This is a genomic window from Qipengyuania citrea, from assembly GCF_009828015.1.
In the GTDB taxonomy this organism is placed as follows: Bacteria; Pseudomonadota; Alphaproteobacteria; order Sphingomonadales; family Sphingomonadaceae; genus Qipengyuania; species Qipengyuania citrea.
This window is the reverse complement of the sequence record NZ_WTYG01000004.1, coordinates 41113-62572: the sequence shown is the minus strand read 5'-3', so window position 1 is coordinate 62572 and position 21460 is coordinate 41113. Positions and strand designations below refer to the sequence as shown.

23 protein-coding genes are annotated in these 21460 nt (G+C 59.6%); 10 read left to right on the top strand and 13 right to left on the bottom strand.

What is annotated here, in order from left to right; all coding sequences use genetic code 11:
* Window positions 1–158 precede the first annotated feature (158 nt).
* From GRI55_RS12265 to GRI55_RS12225, 9 genes are all read right to left on the bottom strand, one after another.
* Window positions 159–566 carry a hypothetical protein gene (locus GRI55_RS12265; protein ID WP_156502108.1) on the bottom strand — a complete coding sequence of 136 codons (408 nt, stop codon included), beginning with the start codon at window positions 564–566 and terminating at the stop codon, window positions 159–161.
* Window positions 567–580: 14 nt separating this feature from the next.
* The gene (locus GRI55_RS12260) at window positions 581–1252 is read right to left on the bottom strand and encodes a DUF2231 domain-containing protein (protein ID WP_054523316.1); all 672 of its coding nucleotides are present in this window, start codon (window positions 1250–1252) and stop codon (window positions 581–583) included.
* A gap of 204 nt (window positions 1253–1456) precedes the next feature.
* Window positions 1457–2188, bottom strand: coding sequence for a PepSY domain-containing protein (locus GRI55_RS12255; RefSeq protein WP_160767367.1), 732 nt, complete (start codon window positions 2186–2188; stop codon window positions 1457–1459).
* 27 nt (window positions 2189–2215) lie between these two features.
* On the bottom strand, window positions 2216–2734 hold the full coding sequence (locus GRI55_RS12250) for a YybH family protein (RefSeq protein ID WP_082851464.1): 519 nt from the start codon (window positions 2732–2734) through the stop codon (window positions 2216–2218).
* Window positions 2735–2758: 24 nt separating this feature from the next.
* Entirely contained in the window at window positions 2759–4072 is a 1314-nt protein-coding gene (locus GRI55_RS12245; RefSeq protein ID WP_160767366.1) for a copper resistance protein B, read from the bottom strand.
* Complete coding sequence (locus GRI55_RS12240; protein ID WP_054523313.1) at window positions 4069–5877, bottom strand: copper resistance system multicopper oxidase; 1809 nt, start codon at window positions 5875–5877, stop codon at window positions 4069–4071. Before GRI55_RS12240 ends, GRI55_RS12245 begins: the two co-directional genes overlap by 4 nt.
* 55 nt (window positions 5878–5932) lie before the next feature.
* Entirely contained in the window at window positions 5933–6493 is a 561-nt protein-coding gene (locus GRI55_RS12235) for an RNA polymerase sigma factor (RefSeq protein WP_151884812.1), read from the bottom strand.
* Window positions 6494–6499: 6 nt separating this feature from the next.
* The gene (locus GRI55_RS12230; protein ID WP_009823993.1) at window positions 6500–6934 is read right to left on the bottom strand and encodes a Spy/CpxP family protein refolding chaperone; all 435 of its coding nucleotides are present in this window, start codon (window positions 6932–6934) and stop codon (window positions 6500–6502) included.
* 3 nt (window positions 6935–6937) lie between these two features.
* Complete coding sequence (locus tag GRI55_RS12225; RefSeq protein WP_160767365.1) at window positions 6938–7234, bottom strand: hypothetical protein; 297 nt, start codon at window positions 7232–7234, stop codon at window positions 6938–6940.
* 133 nt (window positions 7235–7367) lie between these two features.
* On the opposite strand from GRI55_RS12225, the gene GRI55_RS12220 reads away from it, so the two are divergent.
* From GRI55_RS12220 to GRI55_RS12180, 9 genes are all read left to right on the top strand, one after another.
* Window positions 7368–8072, top strand: coding sequence for a class I SAM-dependent methyltransferase (locus tag GRI55_RS12220; RefSeq protein ID WP_160767364.1), 705 nt, complete (start codon window positions 7368–7370; stop codon window positions 8070–8072).
* On the top strand, window positions 8069–8533 hold the full coding sequence (locus GRI55_RS12215; protein WP_160767363.1) for a DUF411 domain-containing protein: 465 nt from the start codon (window positions 8069–8071) through the stop codon (window positions 8531–8533). Before GRI55_RS12220 ends, GRI55_RS12215 begins: the two co-directional genes overlap by 4 nt.
* Window positions 8534–8819: 286 nt before the next feature.
* Window positions 8820–10172: an APC family permease gene (locus GRI55_RS12210; protein WP_009823996.1), complete on the top strand. Its 1353-nt coding sequence runs from the start codon at window positions 8820–8822 to the stop codon at window positions 10170–10172.
* Window positions 10173–10302: 130 nt separating this feature from the next.
* Complete coding sequence (locus GRI55_RS12205; protein ID WP_009823997.1) at window positions 10303–11034, top strand: glutaredoxin family protein; 732 nt, start codon at window positions 10303–10305, stop codon at window positions 11032–11034.
* Window positions 11031–11447 carry a potassium channel family protein gene (locus GRI55_RS12200; protein ID WP_008603934.1) on the top strand — a complete coding sequence of 139 codons (417 nt, stop codon included), beginning with the start codon at window positions 11031–11033 and terminating at the stop codon, window positions 11445–11447. Before GRI55_RS12205 ends, GRI55_RS12200 begins: the two co-directional genes overlap by 4 nt.
* 70 nt (window positions 11448–11517) lie before the next feature.
* Window positions 11518–11982, top strand: a complete 465-nt coding sequence (locus GRI55_RS12195) for a DUF305 domain-containing protein (protein ID WP_008603933.1) — start codon at window positions 11518–11520, stop codon at window positions 11980–11982.
* Window positions 11979–12467 (top strand): DUF6692 family protein, encoded by a 489-nt coding sequence (locus GRI55_RS12190; RefSeq protein WP_009823998.1) that lies wholly within the window; start codon window positions 11979–11981, stop codon window positions 12465–12467. Before GRI55_RS12195 ends, GRI55_RS12190 begins: the two co-directional genes overlap by 4 nt.
* A gap of 108 nt (window positions 12468–12575) precedes the next feature.
* Window positions 12576–13280 (top strand): NAD(P)-dependent oxidoreductase, encoded by a 705-nt coding sequence (locus GRI55_RS12185; protein WP_119511735.1) that lies wholly within the window; start codon window positions 12576–12578, stop codon window positions 13278–13280.
* A gap of 43 nt (window positions 13281–13323) precedes the next feature.
* Entirely contained in the window at window positions 13324–14676 is a 1353-nt protein-coding gene (locus GRI55_RS12180; RefSeq protein WP_119511736.1) for an MBL fold metallo-hydrolase, read from the top strand.
* Window positions 14677–15364: 688 nt separating this feature from the next.
* Here GRI55_RS12180 and GRI55_RS12170 read toward each other — a convergent pair.
* From GRI55_RS12170 to GRI55_RS12155, 4 genes are all read right to left on the bottom strand, one after another.
* Window positions 15365–15766, bottom strand: a complete 402-nt coding sequence (locus GRI55_RS12170; protein ID WP_156323799.1) for a hypothetical protein — start codon at window positions 15764–15766, stop codon at window positions 15365–15367.
* A 556-nt stretch (window positions 15767–16322) separates the two neighbouring features.
* The gene (locus tag GRI55_RS12165) at window positions 16323–16985 is read right to left on the bottom strand and encodes a peroxiredoxin (protein WP_160767362.1); all 663 of its coding nucleotides are present in this window, start codon (window positions 16983–16985) and stop codon (window positions 16323–16325) included.
* Between the two features lie 136 nt (window positions 16986–17121).
* Complete coding sequence (locus GRI55_RS12160; protein ID WP_160767361.1) at window positions 17122–19686, bottom strand: NAD-dependent epimerase/dehydratase family protein; 2565 nt, start codon at window positions 19684–19686, stop codon at window positions 17122–17124.
* A gap of 99 nt (window positions 19687–19785) precedes the next feature.
* Entirely contained in the window at window positions 19786–20229 is a 444-nt protein-coding gene (locus GRI55_RS12155; RefSeq protein ID WP_160767360.1) for a CBS domain-containing protein, read from the bottom strand.
* A gap of 456 nt (window positions 20230–20685) precedes the next feature.
* On the opposite strand from GRI55_RS12155, the gene GRI55_RS12150 reads away from it, so the two are divergent.
* A complete protein-coding gene (locus GRI55_RS12150) occupies window positions 20686–21318 on the top strand; it encodes a methyltransferase family protein (protein ID WP_160767359.1) in 633 nt (210 codons plus the stop codon).
* The last annotated feature ends 142 nt before the right edge of the window (window positions 21319–21460 follow it).

Below are 21460 nucleotides of genomic sequence, written 5' to 3'. Positions count from 1 at the left end.
TCTTCACGCGGGGTTCCTGAACGACCCCTTGGGGGCACCTGCGACCCGCAGGGCTTCGGGGGGAGGCGGGGCCGTCCTTTCCTGATCTTGCGTTGTTCGTTGCGATTTCTTGCCGAGGGTCTCTCCTGAATAACTGTGTCACCGGGAAACGCGTCCGATCACATGCCTTCCATGTCGTGATCGGCCATCGAGGACATGTCATGGCCCGCATGGGGATCGGCGGGTTGGGTCGCTTCGCTCGCGGGTTGCGTGCCCGCTGCTGGCGCTGCGGGTTTGGCAGTTGCGCGTGATGCGGGAGAGGCAGCAGGCCGTGAGGCGGTCGGCGCGGCGCCATTTGTCGAAAGAGCGTCCTGCCGCGCAGTCGCTGCCTCATCTTCGGAGGGAGAGGCTGCCGGATCGGCGAGGCCCGGCTCGGGTGCCGTGCCAGCCACCACCGCAGCTTCGCCCATAGGCGAAACCTCGGTGATCGGTGTGCTCTCCTGCGCCTCGTCGCAAGCAGCAAGAGCGGACATCAAGGGCGCGATCGCGAGAAACCCGATCGCTACATTCAATCTGGAAGTACGCATGCTTTTCAACTCCTTCAGAGCCAGGAAATACCGAGGTGGTTCGGTCCATGCGCGAGCTCGCCGCCAAGGAAGCCCTGGATGAGAACGAGTGCCGCCATGGAGAAGATCGAGGCGCGCAACCATGCACGGCTCTGGCTCGGCCTGCTCGCGAGATACGCCATCGCAATACCGAGAACCGCGATCAGCATACCGTTCCATCGATGCACCTGCATGACAGTGTCGCCGCCGAACCACAGCCCGGTGTGAATCCATCCGAACAGGACTGCGACCACCGCGCCGATGGCTCCGCCGTAGACAAGCACGCGCACCGCACTTTCCAGGCCCGCTCCTTTCCGGCGCATCACGAACAATTCGGTGGCCGCAGCCATGAGAAACAAGGCGATCGGGAAATGGATCGTTGCCGGATGCAGCTTCTTCATTACGGCCATGAGTCCGGCCTCGCCCACATCCGCATGGCCACCGGCCTCGTCATGGCCTCCGCCCGCTTCGTCGTGCGCGCCGGACGACTCGCCAGCATCGGCAGTCTCGCCCATCTGCGCCATGGCCGCCTGGTCGTGCGCATCGCCATTGGTGGCAGCAGGCGCGGCGCTCGCCTGTTCGCCGTGCTTTTCGTCGCCATGAGCCTGAACGGGTCCGACGAAGAGCAGGCTTGCGGCGAGCAGCGCCAAAAATGAGGGGGCTTTCATGTCTCGTATATCTCCCGGCCCGGCAGTTGCAGTGCGACCTATGTGCCTGATACGCACGGCAGCCGCGTGCCCCTCACATTAATTTGATGGTATTGGTGCGACAGATGTGCGTCCGCCGTATCACGTCTGCTGACGACTCGATCGCGATCGTCGAACGCATTCGGCTCCTGGCCCAGTGCGCCCACGCGAATAAGCCCCATGGGCTCAGGCGAGCTTGCTCTTCTTTGTGCGACGACGCAGCCTCGGCATCCGGTTCGCCAGCAGGACGAAACCCGACAGGGCTATGATCGTGCCGCCAATACCGAACAGGAGCAGCCACCAACTGTTGATGCGATCGCGCTCGGTCCAATCCATGATGTGCAGGCCCCAGATGAAATCGAACAGGCGCCATGTATCGCTGCGCGCCGCCCCGAGCGTGCCGCTGCTGGCATCGATGTAGATGCGCGTCGAAGCCTCGTCAGCATAGGTGACCTGCCAGGCCGGAAATGGTCCGCGAAACTCGGTTCCCACCGGTTCGTGAACGAGCCGCGCGCCTTCGATCGTCGTGCGCGGTCCGGTCCATGCGCGCAACGCGATGGATCTTGCCGTCGCAGCAGAGATGGGGGAGAGTTTGCGCCCTGTCACCGGATCGTGGAGGCTCACGCTACCGTCGACCTTTCGGACCTCGGTCACGGCATCGCCGTCGAGCGAACGTGTCGCTACCGCTGCAAGAGTACCGTCGCTTGCGACCCAGGCCGGGAGCGGGGCGTCGGCGGGTAGCGCCTCTCGTTCACGCGAAACGACATGTTCGGAGCGAACTTCTTCCAGGTCGAGAAACGACATGAGGGCGCCGGTTCCCATCCACAAGAGGACCTGGACACCGACGAAAATCGCCAGCCATTTGTGGATCTTGCTGCCGAGCACATGCAAGCGCAGCTTCAGCGACGGCGTTGCCAACCGGTGCTACCTCTTCGAAAGCCGTAATCAGTTGCGCGGCGCGCGCGACGAGGAATGGTACTGGACGATTCTCCACCCGTCCGCATCGTGAGCAAGCACCGATGTCGCCACGCCGTCGCGCTCGATCACCCGGCCATCGGTAAGTTCGATACGATAGCCATACGTCTCATAGGCATGGGCCATGTGCCCCATCCGGGTGACGGTCAGCGTGGGGTCGGTAAAGGTGAAGCTCACGATCGCGTCGAGCTCGGGTCCGAGATGATGCTCCATGTAATTCGCGAAACTTCCTTCGGCCTTGCCATTCTCGAAGATGGCCGAGTCCTCGGTGAAGAGCGCGCGCATTGCCTGCGCGTCGCGCGCTTCAAGAGCGGTGCGATAGGCCTTGAGGGTTTCTTCAGCGCCCGCGACATCGTCCGCCGAAGCGTCCATCGCGTGCATCTGATGGTTCGCATGGGAAGAGTGGTCCATCTGCTGGGCGAAGGCTGGCAGCGGTATCAGCGTGGCAACAAGCGCAGTCGCCGCGATGCGTGTCAAAGTCTTGGTCATGGAAGTTCTATCCTTTTTGAAATTTCAGAACCAGAATCGCACACCGACGACATAATTGGTGACGCTCGGATCCTCTCCGGCGGCCCGCGCAAAATCCGCGCTGTCGCCGATGCGCCATTCCTGCGAAACGCCGACATAGGGTGCGAATTCGCGTGCGAACTCGTAGCGTAGACGCAGGCCCGCCTCGATCCGATCAAGACCGGCACCGATGCCCAGCTCGGGAATGTCCTGCGCAGAAAGCGCGAGTTCGGCTCTGGGCTGGAGGATCAACCGCTGCGTGATGCGCTGGTCGAGTTCGCCCTCGATCCGCGCGGTCACATCGCCCTTGGTGGACACGAAGGCCGCAGCATCGACCTCGAAACGGTACGGCATGAGGCCCTGTATGCCGATAACCGCGTGCGTGCGCTCCGGACCGGTGAGGTCCTGGCGAACACCCGCCTGGAAATCGAAGAAGGGCGCAATGGCGCGGCTCCAGAGCGCCTGAACCTCGGCACCTTCTATGGGTTCGCCGAAGCTGCCCTCCCCCTCTGACTTGAACCAGAATTTGTCGATGTCGCCGCCATAATAGCCCTGGATGTCCCACAGATATCCATCCTTCCCCTCGCGGGCGCGGTATTCGAGCCGATCGCCCTGAAACCAGAAGCGCATTCCTCCGTCGGTCTCGCGGACAAGCTCGCGGCGCGCTTCGTTCATGGCTTCCTCGCCCCAGATGGCGACCGCCGCGCGCGCGGGGCCGCTCCCGGCTTCTGGAGGAGGCGGCAGCAGCGGGATATCATCGTCCGCGCCCATCTGCATCGCCGAATGGTCCATGCCCTGCATGTCCTGCGAAGGCGTCTCCCCATGGCTCATCTGGCTGTGATCCATCTGCCCATGGTCCATCGACGAACTGGCTTCCGCCTGTCCCATCTCGCCGTGATTCATCTGCGAATGATCCATCGCGCCTTCGGCAGGCTTGCCCTGCGGCATAGAGCCGTGATCCATTCCGTCATGACTTTCGGGCGATGCCTGTGGACGGGCAGCGTCCATCGGCATTGTCATGCCAGAATGACCGTCCCGAGCGGTCATCGAACCATGATCCATGGTTGAATGATCCATCTGCGAGCGGTCCATGGCGGCTTCAGGCTGAGCAGCCGGTTCGCATGCTCCATCTGCTACGGGATGCCCCTTTGCGCGATGGCGCTCGGCTTCTAGTTCGCACTTCGTCTTCGCGTCAGACTGCGCCTCGACACTCTGCTGCGGTTCCGTCGGCGAATGACCGGCATGCTGTGCCGCCGCGGGGGAGGCGAGAACTGAGCCGGCTGCGACCGATGCGAGCAGGCTGGCAATACGAATTTTCATGCTTCGCTCCCGTCGGGATTGGCGACCGTGACGATCTGAAACATCCCGGCATGCATGTGGTAGAGAAGGTGACAGTGGAAGGCCCAGTCGCCCGGCTCGTCCGCCGTCAGGTCGAACTGCGCGCTGCCACCCGGCTGCAGGATTACCGTGTGCTTGAGCGGTTGACGATCGGCCGGCGCGCCATTGACCAGCTCGAAGAAATGACCGTGCAAGTGAATGGGGTGCGCCATCATCGTGTCGTTGACGAGCTTCACGCGCACGCGCTCGTTATAGGCGAAACGGATCGGCTCGTCTGAGACGGCGGAGAACTTCTTGCCGTCGAACGACCACATGTAGCGCTCCATATTGCCGGTCAGATGAATTTCCATTCGCCGGGACGGCGTGCGGCCCTCGCGGTGTGGAGTCAGAGCGCGCAGCTTGCGATAGTCGAGCGTACGATGCGGCACATCGGCGAGACCGATGCCGGGATCGCCCATGCGGTCGACCGGGTTCATCGAGACCATGTCGAGACCGGGCCCGACCTTCACATCGGGCGGCAGAAGCGACGTGTCGCGCATCTGCATCCCCGACATGCCGGCCATGCCTGCCATCTCGGATTGGCCGGACGAACCATGATCCATCCCCGCCATGTCGCCGCCACTTCCGTGGTCCATGCCCGACATGCCGGCATCGCCAGACGAGCCGTGGTCCATGCCGCTCATGCCCATGTCGGCCATGGTCAGAAGCGGCGGATCGCGCAGCGGCGGAATGGCGGCGCGAGCGCCGGGCGCGCTCGCGAGTGTGGCAATACCCATGCCCGAGCGGTCCATCGACTCCGCGACCAGCGTGTAGGCTTGTTGCGCGCCCGGCGTCACGACGACGTCGTATGTCTCGGCCACACCGATCTGGAACTCGTCGACCTCCACCGGCTCGACGTTCTGCCCGTCCGCCTGAACGATGGTCATCGGCAGGCCGGGAATGCGAATATTGAAGAAGGTCATGGCGCCGGCATTGATGAAGCGCAGCCGCACGCGTTCGCCCGGGCGGAAGAGGTATTCCAGATTGTCGAGCGGGCCATGGCCGTTCAGAAGATAGGTATAAGCCGCGCTCGACACGTCGAGGATGTCCGTCGGCATCATGCGCATTTTCGCCCACATCCGGCGATCCTCGCCCGAAAGCGGGTAATCGTCGGTCCAGGTGTTCTGGTTGTAGTTGAAGTAGCCTTCGCCCTTCTTGAGCTTGTCGAAAATCGTGTGGGGCGACATTTCGCTGAATTCGCTCAGCACCACGATATATTCGCGGTCGGCCTGGACCGGATCGGGTCCGGCGGGGTCGATCACGATCGCGCCGTAATGCCCGGCCTGTTCCTGCAGGCCGCTATGCGAGTGCCACCAGTAGGTACCCGACTGGCGAACCGGAAATTCGGCGGTGAAGGTCTCTCCCGGTTTGACGCCGGGAAAGCTCACGCCAGGCACTCCATCGAGCTGAAACGGCACGAGCAGACCGTGCCAGTGGATCGAGGTATCTTCCTCGAGCTGGTTATGGACATTGAGCCGGACGGTCGTGCCTTCCTGCAATCGCAACAGCGGACCGGGGATCGTGCCATTGACGGCGATCGCGCCGCCGCGCCTGTTGCCGGTCGCGAAGGCCGATCGGGCAACGGTGAGGTCGATATTGGGGCCGGATATCTCGTCCAGCCCCTTGCGGGCGTTACCTGCGAGGATGTCCGCGCCCCGTGCCCAGGCAGGCATCGCCCCGGCAAGGCCGAGCAGACCCATTCCTCCTGCTCCGGCTCCGAGAAACTTGCGTCGATTGACGGCGATCATAAAGGGCTCCTGACTTGGCGTTTACCGTTACTTACGCGCGCGCCCAGCCAACCCCTCAAAGTTTTTCGAAGCGCTCCTTCAGCCTGTTGCGCGCGCGATATACGCGGGTTTCGATCGCCTTTTCGGTCGTTCCGAGAAGATCGGCCGCCTCGGCCTGGCTACGCCCCTCGATGGTCACGAGCACAAGCGCTTCGCGCAGCCTTACAGGCATTCGCGCGATCTCGGCCTGAACGAGATTGAGCTCTTCCCTGGAAACGGCCAACGCTTCAGGACCAGGCAAATCGTCGGCGATGGAATGGAGTTCGTCATCACCCGACAGTCCGAAAAAGCCCGCGACCTTGCGCCTGCGCAAACGGTCCCGGCAGCGGTTGAGGACGACGGTTGTCAGATAGGGTCCGATCGGCTTGTCTGGATCAAGCCGATGGCGCGTCAGCCACACCGAAGCGAGGCTGTCCTGAACAACGTCCTCGGCCTGAGAAGGAGAGGAAAGCATGCGTGTCCCGAGCGCGAGAAGCCGACCAGTTTCATGCTCGACGAGTTGGCTGAAAGCCCGCTTGTTTCCAGCCCTCGCCTGCGAAACAAGGGCCTCATCCGGATTGTCGCCCGCCCCCGACATGGCGCTTCAGTCGCGAGGGTCGCGGGTCAAGGCGTCGGAGACCTTGCGGTCGAACTGGCGTTGCTGCTCGGGTTCGAGAATTTCGCGCATGTCGAAGACATGGCGCACCGTTGCTTTCTGCAGATCGCCCATGCGTGCATGCACCTCGTCGATCGCGGCCGAGACCTCGGGACCGTACTCATGCTCGGTTTCCATCGCCTGGGCGAGCCGGGCATTGGCTGCACGCGCCGATCCTTCGAGCCGTGCCCTTTCGACAGCGAAACGAGCCTCGAGCGCATCGAGACGCTGCTCCTGGTCGGCCGTCAGGGTGAGTTCGTCGTGCACGAAATCGTGGAGGCCGGAGCCAGCCTCGTGATTGGCCCAGCGGTCCGCGGCAATCGCGCCGAGGCATCCTGCAAGTGCTGCGAGAAGCACCGCGAGAACGATATGCGTCGTCTTCAAACCCTATTGCTCCACATGGAGGAGCGCCGATGGGGACAGCTGTTCGCCGAGGATAAGACTCTCGCCAAATGACGCGGAAGACGTGCCATAGCCGCCGGGCCAACCGCTCGTTCCGGCGCCAGCTCCAAGCCCGACGACGAACAGACCGACGAACAGAGCCGTCCGGCGGCGTCGGTCGGCGATTTCGCCAAGCTGTCCGGCGCGCTGCCAAACGCCATCCATGAAGTCGGCTGGGACCTCGTTGGCGGCGGTGGTGGAAAGCGTTCCGAGCACCGCATCAAGAGAGTGATTGTCACGCATCCGAAAAACTCCTGTGGGTTGCACGTGTCCTATACGCGCTCGCCTGCACAATCCCTTAAACTTCTTTTTTTGAGGGAATGTCCACCGCCATACGTAACCGAGACGGGTCTGTCAGAATCGGGTCGAACCCGGGATGAATGGGAACCAACTCGTGAGCAATATCACCGCATCTGAAGATCACGGCGAATTTACGCCTCTTCTTGGCAAGAGCTTTCTGACGCCCCTTTACGACCGGGCGATCGGTCTGTTCACCCGCGAACATCTCTGGCGACAAAGGATTGTCGAAGAACTGCACCTTATCCCCGGCGACCGGGTGATCGATGTTGGCAGCGGAACCGGCACTCTTCTCAAGGCTTTGATGACGGATTGTCCGGAAGCGGGTCTGATCGGTGTCGAACCCGACCAAGAGGCGCTCGCGCTTGCGCGGCGCAAGTTTGGTGCGGGAGCCGATCTCGTGAAATGGCACAATGGCTTTCTCGAAAGCCTCGAGCTGCCCGCAGGGTGGCAGCCGAACAAGATCGTCAGCAGCCTCGTCCTTCACCAGGTTCCCTTGCGCAAGAAGCAGGCAATCCTGGAAACCATCGAAAGCTTGCTCGTGCCAGGCGGAACCGTCTTGATCGCCGATTATATGAAGCAGGATAGCCCACTCATGCGGAGCCTCTTCCGGGCGACCGTCCAGTCGCTTGACGGCATTAGCGACACGCAGCCCAGCGCCGACGGCGAAGTCGAAAAACTGTTCGCCGAAATCTTCACCGAGCCATGCCTGCTCCACCGGTTCCCGACGGTGACCGGGACGATCTCGCTATGGCGCGGATACAAGAAAGGAATTGCACAATGATCTGGAAAAAGCCTGCCCTGTTCCGGCGACCGATTAGCGGCGTGGCCTTGCTCGTGCTGGCAGCCTGTTCGAACGTGGCTCAGGCAGCGACCTATACGATGTTCAGGGACCCCGGATGTGGATGCTGTCTCAACTGGGCAGGCCATCTTGAAGATGGGATGAACGCGAAGGTGGCATCGGTCGATAGCAACGACATGGCGGCGATCAAGACAGCGCGCGGCGTACCGGAAGAATTGTGGTCGTGCCACACGATGGAGGTCGATGGATACATCATCGAAGGTCACGTGCCCGCCGAGGCAGTAGACCAGCTTTTGCGCGAGCGGCCCGCCGGCGTTGCCGGCCTTGCGGTTCCGGGAATGCCTCTGGGATCGCCCGGCATGGAGGCCGGAAACCGGATCCAGCCTTACGACGTCATCGCCTTTGGCCCAACCGGACAGAGCGTCTTCGCGTCCTTTCCGTAAGGGGGTGAAGCCACTCCATGCGTCGGCATGAAAGGTTGCAGGCGATGAGGACTAATTGCGGGAAGCGACACAGAAGCCTGTCGAACTTCTCGCCGGGTCCGGGCTGGCTGCCCCCACAGTCCCGGACCCTTCCAATTTGTATGATTGCAGCACGCACGAAATAGGAGAAATGCGATAGTCAAAAGCTCGGTCAGAAATGCTGGATCTTTTTAAGGGGTGAACCTCTGCCCAACGTACTGCTTGTCGTGATGCTTCTCGGACGGGATGACATAGACAGGGGAAAGACTTGCAGACAGATGGCGACGATCAACATAGCGAGAATGCGGGCTCGATAACGTTGCTGGGCGGTGTCGCGATGGGGACCGGCGTCATGATTGGCGCAGGTATCTTCGCACTGACCGGCCAGATTGCCGAACTGGCTGGACCGTTATTTCCGCTTTCTTTCATAGTCGGCGCGCTGGTTACCTCGCTTGCCGCCTACAGCTACATCAAGATGTCGAACCGCTGGCCCTCCTCTGGCGGCATCGCGATGATCCTTCAGAAGGCTTACGGACCGGGCGTCGTTGCAGCATCGGCATCGCTCCTGATGGCGCTGTCGATGGTCATCAACGAAAGCCTGGTCGCTCGGACCTTCGCGACCTATGCCTTGCGGCCCTTTGGGCTCGAAAGCAGCGGCATTCTGGTCTCCGTCGCGGCACTGGCCCTCATCGTTTTCGCCTATTTCGTGAATGCTGCCGGCAACAAATCGGTCAGCGGGTTTTCGCTCATTATGTCGGCAATCAAGATCGGCGGCATCGCCCTGTTCGCAATTGCGGCGATCTGGGCCACCGGATTTTCAGGCGGTGCCTTCGCAGAGCCGGTCGCGCTTTCGGGCCTCGACGCGTTGCTCGCTTCGGTCGCTTTCTCGATCCTCGCTTTCAAGGGTTTCACCACCATCACCAACAGCGGCGGCGAAATCATCGATCCGCATCGGAATGTCGGCAGAACCATTATCATTTCGATCGCAGTATGCGTGGTCGTCTACCTTCTCGTCGCGGTGGCGGTCGGCGCCAGCCTCAGCACTTCAGAAATAGCCGAGGCGCGCGATTACTCTCTTGCGGCAGCTGCGCGCCCCGCGCTCGGAGAGCTTGGCTTCTATTTCACAGTCGCAATCGCGATCGCAGCCACGACCTCGGGTGTCATCGCCAGTGTTTTCGCCGTTTCGCGAATGCTGACGATGCTGACCGAGATGAAGATGATCCCGCATAGCCATTTCGGCATGAGCGGACCGATCCGCAGTCACATGCTGGTCTATACCGTAGTGATTGCCGGCACGCTCGCGGTCCTGTTCGATCTGTCGCGGATCGCTTCGCTCGGAGCATTTTTCTATCTCGTAATGGACATGCTTGTGCATTGGGGCGTGCTGCGCGGTTTGCGGGAAGAGATCGGTGCGCGTGCCTGGGTGCTATGGTCGGCACTCGTGGCGGACAGCGTAGTCCTGACAGCTTTTGCCTTCGCCAAGCTCAAAACCGACCCTGCGGTCGTCGCCTATGCGGTCGCAGGCATTGCCGCCGTTTTCATCGCCGAATGGTTCTATTTGTCCAGGCGTTCGCAAGCGATGGACTCCGCTTCAGAAAGACCGGCGGAAGAGAGGCGGTGACCCCGTTAGTAGAACACGAGCGCAAAGGCAGCGACCAAAAGCCGACGAGGATCGAGGCGCCAAGTTCGCGGATCAAAAGAAATTCAAGACGGAGCATATCGTGACGACTAAAACTGCCACCGTTTACCGAATGGTCATGCCGGACCACGTTTGTCCGTATGGATTGAAAACGGTCGATTTGCTCAAACGCGAAGGTTTCGAGGTGGACGACCACCATTTGAAAACGCGCGAGGAGACCGATGCGTTCAAAGAGCAGCATGGGGTAGAAACCACCCCCCAAACCTTCATCGGCGGGAAGCGCATCGGAGGTTACGACGATGTCCGTGAGCATGTCGGCAAGAAAAGAACGCAAGCCGGTGATGACGAGACCAGCTACCAGCCCGTCATTGCCATTTTCGGCGTCGCTTTCCTCCTGGGTCTGGCAATTAGCTGGTACGTTTTCGACACGATTTTCACGGTGGAAGCGGTCGAATGGTTTGTCAGCCTATCGATGGCCTTGCTCGCGATCCAGAAGTTGCAGGACGTGCGCAGCTTCTCGACCATGTTCCTCAACTACGATCTGCTGGCGCGACGCTGGGTACGATATGGATTTCTATATCCGTTCGGTGAGGGTTTGGCTGGAATATTAATGGTCGCGCACGCGCTTCCGATCGTCTCGGTTCCGGTATCGCTGTTCATAGGGACGGTCGGCGCGGTCAGCGTGTTCAAGGCGGTCTACATCGACAAGCGCGAGTTGAAATGCGCTTGCGTCGGCGGAAGCAGCAACGTGCCGCTCGGCTTCGTATCGTTGACCGAGAACCTGTTCATGATCGGTATGGGTCTTTGGATGGGTGCCAAGGCCCTGGGTTGGGTCTCGCTATGATTTGGGCACTGCTTCTCGGTTTCGCGCTGTTCGCGATCTCTCTCTACTTCCACATGTTGATGCTGCGCGGGGCGAAAGCCGTTTCTCCGCCAGGCAAGGACCCACGCCATTTCCGGCTGCTTGCAGGCTCCAGCCTCGTTCTTCTCAGCCATCTGGTCATCGCCGGCATATTCGCGGGCGGAATGTATCTCGCTTCCGTCTGGGGCCTTGGCGGGCTCGAGAAGGACGTCATCAACAGCTGGATGGATTATTACTACTTCGCGCTGATCACGATCTCGACGGTCGGTCTCGGCGATATTCTGCCCGCCGGGCACATGCGCGCCATTTCCGGCATCGCCGCCCTTACCGGGTTCCTGATGATCAGTTGCACCGCCCAATATGTCTATCAAACCATGAGCGAAAAGGAGAATTGATATGGCTGAAGCTAGGCACGATGCACACGAAAAAGGTGGAGGGGGCGGCAACTACTGGCGGTTCATGGCAATGGTATCGACCTCGACCGTGATCATGTTCTTCCTGATGTATGCCAACAGCTTCGACATGGACGACGTTTTCTGGAGCGAGACGCGCTTCTGGATGATGTTCGTCATGGGCGCGATGATGATGGTGGTCATGCTTCTCTTCATGTGGGGCATGTACAAGGACCGGACCAAGAACTTCATCATCTTGGGTGTCGGAGCCGTCGTCTTCGCGCTCGCGCTATGGCTCGTACGCAGCCAGACCACGGTGGACGATACCGAATACATGGCCGCGATGATCCCGCACCACTCGATCGCGATCATGACTAGCGAGAGGGCGAGCCTGAAGGATCCGCGGGTTCGCGAACTCGCGCAGGCCATCATCGTCGCGCAGCGGCGCGAGATCGCCGAGATGAAATATCTCATCCAGGACATCGAGGAAAACGGTCCGCGCACCGAAGAACGCCTGCCCGAGGAGATGCAGCAATGAACAAGATCGCAATCCTGACGCTTGCAGCCCTCCCTCTGGCGGCCTGCAACACCAATACCGCGGTCGGCAATGATCGCGAAGCACAGCTCGATCCCCCGGCAACTGCGGCGCCGATAGAGAGTGCTGCGAGCGCTCTTGCCAACCTCAGCCCGGGCCTCATGCTGCCCGAGACCATGAGCGACGCGGACCTCGCCACGCTGGGAGCCGAGAACACGTGTCAGTTTCGCCTGACTGAGGTCGCGTTTCCGTCGTTCGTCTACGACAACAGCGGTGGCGGCGCGATCAAGATCAACGGCAAGCTGATCCCTGTCACAGCAAGCGCCTCGGGTGAGTATGCGAATGGTGAGCTTCGTATCCGCACGCGCCTTCTCGATGACGAAGGAGACGCGGGCCTGCAGATGCAGGAACTCATCGTCGCCGGCCCCCGGATGAAGGACGAGTTCGGGTTCTGGGGGTACACGACCTGCGGCAACAGCGAGGCGTGAACACGAGCGAGCGGGCGCCAGCGTGCGTCGGTGCCCGCTCTATGATCATGTTCGGCCCGGCACGCGCGGCCGAATTTATAATGAGGTGCTACAGTGGAAGCTGAGCCTGTGAGCGATGCAGCCCCCCTTGCGGTCTTCGGTGCCGGAGGAAAGACCGGCACGGAAATACTGCGCCATGCGGTTCACAAGGGCATCGAAGTTCGAGCGTTCGAGCACACCTTGCCCGAACCATCGGACCGGGTCGACAACGTCGAGTACCTCCAGTGCGATGTACTCAATGACGACTTCAGCAGCGAGCTCGAAGGTTGCCGTGCTGTTATTTCCGCACTCGGTATAGGATTTAGCCCATCCACGGCGATCGATCCGCCTCCGCTTTACACGGAGGGAACCCGCAGGCTTGTGGAAGCGATGTCGGCGACCGGCATTTCCCGGATCGTCGTGATATCGGCGGCGTTCGTAGAGCCGCAGCCCAGCGTTCCTGCATGGTTCGAGCTCACAGCAAGACCAGCCTTGCACAATATTCTCGAACAGATGCGCGCCATGGAAGATCTTCTGGAGCGCGCGAAAGGCCTGAAATGGACGGCTGCGCGACCGGGCTGGCTCCTCGACGAACCCTATACGGGTGAAGCCGTCATTACCGACGAGCGCCTTGCCCAAGATTGCTTTCGCTGCAGGCACGCCGACCTCGCGGCAGCGATGCTCGAATTCGTCTGCGAGAACACCTGGGTCAACGCTAAACCCGCTATCGCCCGGCCAGAAGAAGACCGCTTCGAGAACGTCTCGGCGCTCAAGGCCGAACTCGGGATCGACTAGATCGATGCGGACTTGCGGAAACATTCAAACAACGAGGTAAGATATGCTGCTCGAGAAGATAAAGACCCCCGGCCTTTCGCACCTTTCCTATCTGATCGGTTCGCAGGGCAAGGCAGCGGTCATCGATCCGCGCCGCGACTGCGAGATATATCTCGAGCGAGCCCGCGCCGAAGGGCTGGAGATCACGCATATCTTCGAAACGCACAGGAATGAGGATCTCATCACGGGATCGCCGGTACTGGCCAAAATGACCGGCGCCCGGGTTCTGCACGGTCCAAACCCTGCGGATGAGGTTGTGTTCGCCGACACCGCGCGAGAGGGCGATGTTTTCGAGATCGGTAAGATCAGGGTCGAAGTGCTCGAAACCCCCGGTCACACCGACGATCATCTCGCCTTCGTCTTTCACGACGACGATTATCCCGAAGGACCGGTCGGCGTGTTCACCGGCGATGCGCTCTTCGTGGGCGACGTCGGCCGAACCGATTTCTATCCCGAGCGCGCGCGGGAGGTCGCGGGCCTCCTGTACGATTCATTGCAAAAGATTTGCGCTCTGGGTGACCAGACAATCATATACCCGGCGCACGGTGCCGGATCAGTTTGCGGGTCCGAAATGGCAGACCGGGAATTCTCGACAATCGGCCATGAGCGGCGCAACAACCCGCGGCTGCGCATTGCTGACCGCGACGAGTTCATCAAGGCGAAGGTAGAAGAGCATCATTACCAGCCACCTTATTTTCGGCTAATGGAGCGGCTCAATCTCGAAGGCGCCAATGCCGCGCCGCGAGTCATGCGGCCAAGGCTTCTGGGGCTGGAAGACCTCGGCGAGAGCGGCGCCGATCACCTGGTCGATGTACGCGAGCCGCTCGCCTATGCCGCCGGTCATATGCAGGGTGCCGTGTGCCTTCCAGTGGGAATGATACCCGCCTTTGCCGGGTGGTTCATCAGCGAAGGCGACACGATAGCCCTAATCGCTTCCGAAGAAGACGAGCTCGCTCAAGCTATGGCGCATTTGGTGCGCATTGGTCTCGATAATATTGTCGGCGGTTATGTCGGCGTGATCCCAGCCGCCGCACAGGGCAAAGCGATGCAAAGTATTGCCATGATCGACACCGAGGAAGTCGCACGCAGGCTCGCTGAGGACAGCGAAGATTGGACCTTGCTCGACGTGCGCGCCCTTGACGAACGGCAGCAAGGCAGCATCGATGAATCCGAACATGTCTATGTCGGCGAGCTCAACACCCGCTGGAAAGAGCTCGATCGCGACCGTCATTACACTTTGATGTGCGCCAGCGGCATGAGGGCGAGCGTAGCAGCGGGCTGGCTCGCAAGCCAAGGCTTCAAACACCTCGACGTCTATCTGGGCTCCATGGGCGCATGGACAAACGCGCAGGGCTAAAAAGCCGGAAAACCTCGAAAATGGCCAACCCGCGATCCCTTCAGGGCCGTGCGCGAAAGCTGTTTGGCCTACCGGAAGACACGCTGGTCTATCCTGCGCTTGATTGTGCAGGGGGGCGCGTCTCGACGATCATACAGGCAGGCAAACGCAACCCCCGCTTGAATGGCGATGTCTCACTTTTTCGAATTCCAGCAGATCAGGGCCGTGCTGGACCTGCCCTACCTTGAAAAAATCGACGTGGCCGTGCCTACCAATCTGAAATGCGGAAATTGCTCTGAAGATGCTGTCGAGCGACTGCACGAGCTCGGCGGGAAATCACCGCAGGGATAGGTTGGATTGCCTTGGCCACCGCGGAGCCATGTGCGGGCTATTGCGCGCTATCCGCATTCCCAATCATTTGAACGAACCGGGAGGCTATCATCAGAACCACACCGGGATGACAATCGAATTGGAGTCCTTCGGGATTGGGGAGCTTTTTTGAACCTGTCGCAATTAAGACCGCTTTTTTTTCGCTCGATTCCGAAAATGCTTCCCCTCGAACATTGCCAAGGCGCATTTGTCTGTAGGACGTTGCGCGCAGAAGATCGTCTGAACCCTCATTGTCCGGTGGCGCTTTATAGACCCCCGCAAAGTTTCGCTATCGCAGTAAAAGGAGCCAATCCGAGTGTCGTTCTCTCAGAACCTCGGATTACATAAATGCTTTCATGAGAGTTGGCTCGAAATAGCCCCAAGCGGCCGCGATGAAGCTCATCACGGTTGCAACCAGGAGCAAAATTATCTGACGGTTCTTGAGCCATTTAACTGCGGCCCGGGAGTGGCAATGACTCTTATGCCGATACTTGCGCAGAACAATGAGCCAACTAGCCGCCACCGCAATCATCGAAAATGCGGTCATTGGCCAATGGAGCGAACCCAGAGGTGCCAAAACACTGCTCAGGCTCGCACTCAGCCCGGCGGCAACCAGCACCATCGGTAGAATGCAGCAAGAGCAAGCTGCCAAAACAGCAGCCGAACTGCTTATGATGCTAACAACGGTCGTCTTGCCGTCGTGCAAAGGTAGTGGTTCGACAGCATGAGTCGGTTCGGCCATCAAGCGACTAGCAACCACGAACGGCCCTTACCCATATGAAGTCATCAAATAGGTCTGCCATAGTACTCTTCCGAACAGAGGCTTCACACGCGAGGATTCATTGTATTTCGCGGATGTGGCATAGCCCTCCACCAAATGAAGGTCGAGGTCAATTGCGTCAAACTTTCTGACAGCTCCTCAACCCCGTCACGCAGCTGAGGTGTCCAAGCTCGGCGGACGCCGCAGTCCTTTGACCAACATAGCCGCGCTCAACAGCCATTGTACCTGAGAGACGGAACCCCGCGCCAGGGTTGGGTGAAGCGCGGGGTTCCTGAACGGCCCCGGAACACCTGCGATCCGCAGGGTTCAGGGGGAGGTGGGGCAGCCATTCGATTAACGAGGAGAAAACCGATCAGGACCGGATTTGGTTTCACCGTACACCTAATCGCTTACGCTTCTTGCCAATCTATATATCGAACAGATAGATCCACTCGCAGGTGTGGCGACGCGCTCAAATTCTAGCATGAGCATGCTATATTCACGCCGACATGCAATTGCTGGCAACCTGTTCGCGCAATTAGTCGATCGGTTCTTGGATCACACGCAAATACGGTTTCTTTTCGTCCCAGCCATCGGGATATTTGGCTTTCGCATCTTCGTCCGACAAGGAAGGCGGAATGATCACATCATCACCCTTCTGCCAATTAACCGGTGTCGCTACACCCTTGCGTTCGGTGAGTTGGACCGAATCCAGCAGCCGGAGCACTTCATCGAAATTCCGCCCGCTGCTCATCGGATAAAGCAGCATGGCGCGAATTTTCTTGTCTGGCCCGATGATATAGACAGCGCGGACGGTGGCGTTATCGGCTGCGGTTCGCCCCTCCGCATTACCCGCTTCGTCGGCCGGCAGCATATTATAAAGCTTGGCGACCTGTAGGTCGCTGTCGCCGACCACGGGATAGTCGACCTTATTTCCACTCACCTCCTCGATATCGGGAAGCCAATCGCGATTATCCTGGCTGCTGTCGACCGAAAGGCCAATAATCTTGGTGTCGCGTTTGGCAAATTCCTCGCCAAGCCCGGCCATATAACCAAGCTCGGTCGTGCAAACCGGTGTAAATGCCTTGGGATGGGAAAAGAGGATTGCCCAGCTGTCACCCATCCAATCATGGAAGTGAATGTTTCCTTGTGTGGTCTGGGCTGTGAAATCGGGGGCTGTCGAGCCAATTGAAAGGGTCATGTAAAATACTCCTGCTTATTTTGTGGGTACTCAGGGCACATTTCTAGCGATGCTCTGAGAAAAATGCGGATCCGACCTCGTCTTCATCCTGTTCCTAAAGGAAGAGCGCCAGATCCGCTTTGCTCGGGTCAACCGGTCATACGACAAACCGATCCCAGCCAGCATAATGCTCACCGCTACGCTTGCCTTGAGGCAGGCTCAGTCCGATCAAGAGCAGGCCGACCGCAACCGACGCCACCGTTCCGGCAGACGACGCTCCCGCTAGGAGGAATGGCGCTGCGACCAGCCAGGCACCGAATGCAGCGTTGATGAAGCGCAAGGCGCGCGCGACTTCCGCGGTCGCGATGATTGCCACCGTAATCACCAAAGCACCCACCACGTGATCGCTGTTGGCCATCGCCCCCTCGCTGCCAAGCGTTATCCTTGTCAGCATCAGCCACGCTCCCAGAGCCGTGCTGGCCACCAGGGTCCACGGGAAGGTCACGCCGCGCACCGTGTTGTTCCAGATCGAACGCGCGTCGGTCATATAGTCGGTATCGTCGATTTCACCGTTTGACACTGCGCCGCCCTTGAAGAAGGTACGAACGAGTGACTTGCCTTCCTTTTTCGACCAGTAGAGATACTGTCCCATGGCGATGACTTCATCGAGCGAGAACGGGATCATGATGAGCATCGCAAGCGCAGCAATCAGAGCCGGCGTACTCCACGTCCCGATCATTATCGGCTGAATGATCACGAAATAGATACTGACCACACCGAGCGGAATGACCAGAATGCCGAAGAAGGTAACCATCCACGGCATCGTGCGCCAGCGCGTGCGGGTTCCCATGACCGCCATCAGGATTTCAAGCACATAGCTGACCGCCCCTAGTCCGGCATCCGGGATCGGCCACGCCTTGGATACATCCGACGTGATGATTTCCTCGGTGCCGTTCTTGGGATCGCCAAGCGATCCGGAGAAAAACGGCTCCCACGCCACATCGATATGGCCAAGCTGGTAGGAGGTAAGCATGCGCGATATCAGAAGGCCGATGATGCCCATCGCCACGATCGGGAATCGCTGGGCATCGGTCGAGGGACTGTAGGTCCACCCGGGCGGGATGGACTTCTTGTCCATCATCCCTTCCATGCTCATGCCGGGCATCATTGGCACCAGCACCGAGAATGCGATCGCCAATGTACCAACCAGGAGATTGGTCAGATATTGGGCCGCGCTCGGACTCCAGAAGAACAAGGGCGCGAAAAGCAGCCAGATGCCGACAAAGGCCGTAGCCCACTGCCCCAACCAGGCGGTGCGCTTCGAAAGCGACATCGCGCCGAAGATCATCAATGCGATCCCGCTCAGCATATCGCTTAGGGCAAGAGCATTGGCCCGCCATTCGATCGACGGCAAACCCCGCTCGAGAGTGACCGCTACGACCGAAGCACGCGCAGTATCGGCGGATACGACGTCATAAACACCAGGACTTGCAGCAAGCCACAGGCCAAGCCCGATGACAGCAAACTGCGTCCAACGGGTACCGCGCTGGGGGCCGTCCATGTCGTGCATGTTGCCGTCCATCTGGTGCCCATCATGAGCCATGTCGGTGTCATGCGATGGTAGTCGCGCCGGTTCGGTCTTCGCTGCATCCGAACTCTTTGGATGCCAGGCCACGCGGGACGTGTTCAGCTTGTTCGTTTCGTACCAGTCCTGCGGGTCGGCTTGCAACGCGTCGATGATGGTCGGAAGCGTTTCGCGGAGCGAGTGCTCTGGCTCCCACCCCAACAGGTTCCGGGCACGGGAGATATCAAGGATGTAGTGAGCGTTGGCATCATCGACCATCCATTGCTTGATGAATCCGTCATGGCCAAGGACTTCTTCCTCGATCCACGTGCCCAGTTTCGCCACGCTCTTTGGAATGCGCACTGTCGTCCATTCCTCGCCGTGGATCCGGCAATGGACGATGTCCTGAATCTCGGCGTAGCCCAGCGTTTCGGGCTCGCCGACAAGTATCGGCGTCTCGCCCTCGAGGTCAGCGCGATTTGCAATTGTACGCTCTACCGCTCTGGTCAGATCTTCGAGGTGCAGTGCCGATTGCGCTGCGCACAACATGCCGGGATACAGATGCGCCGACACGCGGTGCTCATAGACACCGGCAATTTGTTCGGCGAGAAAGGCGGAGTGCCCCTTATCGTCATAGACTCCGGCGAACCGCAGGAACACAACCGGAATGTCGCCACGGTTCTCGCGCAGTACCTGCTCGGCGTCGGCTTTCGACTGGGGGTAAGGCCAGGTTGGTCCGAGCGGGCTCGATTCGTCGATACGTACGCCCGGCAGCGGTTTGGGCTCGTGTACAAGCATTGAGCTTGCATAGATGAACTGTTCGATGTCGAAGGCCTGCAGCGCCGTGATCAGTCGGCGTGAACCCTCAACGTTGACCGTCTCGTAGAGAGGATTGGGCTCGCCGGTGATATCGAAATAGGCGGCCAGATGGATACAGGCAGCAAGCTCGTTTCCGAAATCGCCCCTGACCTTTTCGAGGGCAGCAGCCACGGACGCGTCATCGCCGAGATCCATGGAATAGGAGGCTGTGAGACCGGGATTGTCCTCGACGGGAGACCGGTCGAGACCAATGACGCGATATGCGCTGCCAAGGCGCTGCGTCAGCGCGCGGCCAATATATCCGTTCGCGCCAGTAATCAGAACGATACGCTTGTCCATGGGAGTGCCTTCGATTTAATAGCCGGAAGATGTTCCACTTCGGTACGAAGCAGACGGCAGCCGCCCCCTTTCAAAGAGCGGCTGCTGTATATCGTCGCCCTAACAACAGCCGGAGGATTTCCCATCTGCGCGTGACTGGGAAACTTCCTGCACGAGCTCGGCCGTCTTTGCATCGTTACCGGTACGGGCGACATCGGCTTGCGAAACCATGCCGCAGCATTTCCCGTCATCGCCGATAACCGGGACACGGCGAACCTGGTTTTTCTCCATGGATGCTAGACAGTCTTCCAGAGAGGTGTCGGGGGTAACGCTTACAACCGACCGGGTCATCACGTCTCCGACGCGTGTCTCCGCCGACATTCCCTCGGCCACGGCCCTGCAACACACGTCGCGATCCGTGATCACGCCGACAAGACCACCTTCATCGTCGACGACCGGAATTTGCCCACAATCATTGTCAATCATAAGCCTGGCGGCGTCCTGAAGGCTTTGGTTTTCCTTGCAGCATGCCGGATCGCTAGTCATAATTTCGCTGGTTTTCATCTGTCTCTCCAAAAGTTCGGCGTTCCGTTCAATGGGAAGCCATCTCCGCCTAAGCAAATGGAGGACGTGACCGCCGCATCGAATCATCGGGTCCAGCAAACCTAGTGCTTGCCATCATTGGAAGGTCAAGGCCGGCTTGCGAGATTCCAGACTTCCAACAATCTGGCGCCGGGTCGGTTTCCATGGCCCAAGGCTGAAACGATCAAGCATTGGTTTGTCTCAATAGAGACGTTTATTCGTGCTCGATGCAAATACCTCTTGACCCTCCAACGATGGCAAGCGGCACCGTGGGGCCAGGGCCCGGTGAGTGGATCTTCGTAGGCTGTTCGGTTTGGAGCTACGGAACTCGACCCAGCATATTCGGGTCTGTGGCGATGCCAGAACTTCGTGGCAGCGGGCTGCATTACGCAAGACAGGAAACTCTGTCGGCATAGGCAAGCGAAGGGGGAAAGACCGATGGCTTGGGGTTTAGCGGCGATCATGGTCGTCATCGTATCGTGGGTTTTCTACCGGTACTTCGCCCCGCGCGGATGGCGCGAATGGACCGGCGCCGGCCTCGTGCAGGCTTTCATCATCGCCCTCTACGCTGAAATGTTCGGCTTTCCGCTGACAGTCTATGTGCTCATACGGACGTTCGGACTAGACCGGGAGTATATCAGCGCCAATCTGTGGTCGACACTCGTGGGTCTGGGCGAAACCGGGATGTTTGTCTCGATGCTGGTAGGCTACTCGCTAGCGATCATCGGCGTGGGAATGTTCATTCACGGATGGCGCGCGGTCTATAAGGCGCGTCACGATGACCGGCTTGTCACCGATGGACAATATCGTTTCGTACGGCACCCGCAGTATACCGGGCTGTTTCTCGCTCTGTTCGGAGAAGGCGTCATTCACTGGCCGACAATCTTTTCGACCGTTCTGTTCCCGGTCATCGTGCTTGCCTACTATCTTCTCGCGCGCAAGGAAGAACGCGACATGATCAATAAATTTGGCGACGAGTATCGCGCTTATATGCGCAAGGTTCCGATGCTGCTGCCACGCCCCGGTCGTTGGAAAGAGCTGGCCAAGAAATTGCAGCAGCCAAGAAGCTAACGGCGACGATGACCGAGCGCCAACTCTGAATCCGCATATCAAGAGAAGCGGCGCTGGACCGGCGAACGGTACGCGTGAAATTTCGTCGTGAAGGATAATTGTCCTGCACCTGCCAGCACATCCTTCATACAGACGAGTTTCG

Excerpts from the sequence above, each read along its gene's own strand:
- GRI55_RS12265 (WP_156502108.1), bottom strand. The coding sequence starts at position 566 with ATGCGTACTTCCAGATTGAATGTAGCGATCGGGTTTCTCGCGATCGCG.
- GRI55_RS12260 (WP_054523316.1), bottom strand. The coding sequence starts at position 1,252 with ATGAAAGCCCCCTCATTTTTGGCGCTGCTCGCCGCAAGCCTGCTCTTC.
- GRI55_RS12250 (WP_082851464.1), bottom strand. The coding sequence starts at position 2,734 with ATGACCAAGACTTTGACACGCATCGCGGCGACTGCGCTTGTTGCCACG.
- GRI55_RS12245 (WP_160767366.1), bottom strand. The coding sequence starts at position 4,072 with ATGAAAATTCGTATTGCCAGCCTGCTCGCATCGGTCGCAGCCGGCTCA.
- GRI55_RS12240 (WP_054523313.1), bottom strand. The coding sequence starts at position 5,877 with ATGATCGCCGTCAATCGACGCAAGTTTCTCGGAGCCGGAGCAGGAGGA.
- GRI55_RS12235 (WP_151884812.1), bottom strand. The coding sequence starts at position 6,493 with ATGTCGGGGGCGGGCGACAATCCGGATGAGGCCCTTGTTTCGCAGGCG.
- GRI55_RS12225 (WP_160767365.1), bottom strand. The coding sequence starts at position 7,234 with ATGCGTGACAATCACTCTCTTGATGCGGTGCTCGGAACGCTTTCCACC.
- GRI55_RS12220 (WP_160767364.1), top strand. The coding sequence starts at position 7,368 with ATGAATGGGAACCAACTCGTGAGCAATATCACCGCATCTGAAGATCAC.
- GRI55_RS12215 (WP_160767363.1), top strand. The coding sequence starts at position 8,069 with ATGATCTGGAAAAAGCCTGCCCTGTTCCGGCGACCGATTAGCGGCGTG.
- GRI55_RS12205 (WP_009823997.1), top strand. The coding sequence starts at position 10,303 with ATGGTCATGCCGGACCACGTTTGTCCGTATGGATTGAAAACGGTCGAT.
- GRI55_RS12200 (WP_008603934.1), top strand. The coding sequence starts at position 11,031 with ATGATTTGGGCACTGCTTCTCGGTTTCGCGCTGTTCGCGATCTCTCTC.
- GRI55_RS12195 (WP_008603933.1), top strand. The coding sequence starts at position 11,518 with ATGGTATCGACCTCGACCGTGATCATGTTCTTCCTGATGTATGCCAAC.
- GRI55_RS12190 (WP_009823998.1), top strand. The coding sequence starts at position 11,979 with ATGAACAAGATCGCAATCCTGACGCTTGCAGCCCTCCCTCTGGCGGCC.
- GRI55_RS12180 (WP_119511736.1), top strand. The coding sequence starts at position 13,324 with ATGCTGCTCGAGAAGATAAAGACCCCCGGCCTTTCGCACCTTTCCTAT.
- GRI55_RS12170 (WP_156323799.1), bottom strand. The coding sequence starts at position 15,766 with ATGGCCGAACCGACTCATGCTGTCGAACCACTACCTTTGCACGACGGC.
- GRI55_RS12165 (WP_160767362.1), bottom strand. The coding sequence starts at position 16,985 with ATGACCCTTTCAATTGGCTCGACAGCCCCCGATTTCACAGCCCAGACC.
- GRI55_RS12160 (WP_160767361.1), bottom strand. The coding sequence starts at position 19,686 with ATGGACAAGCGTATCGTTCTGATTACTGGCGCGAACGGATATATTGGC.
- GRI55_RS12155 (WP_160767360.1), bottom strand. The coding sequence starts at position 20,229 with ATGAAAACCAGCGAAATTATGACTAGCGATCCGGCATGCTGCAAGGAA.
- GRI55_RS12150 (WP_160767359.1), top strand. The coding sequence starts at position 20,686 with ATGGCTTGGGGTTTAGCGGCGATCATGGTCGTCATCGTATCGTGGGTT.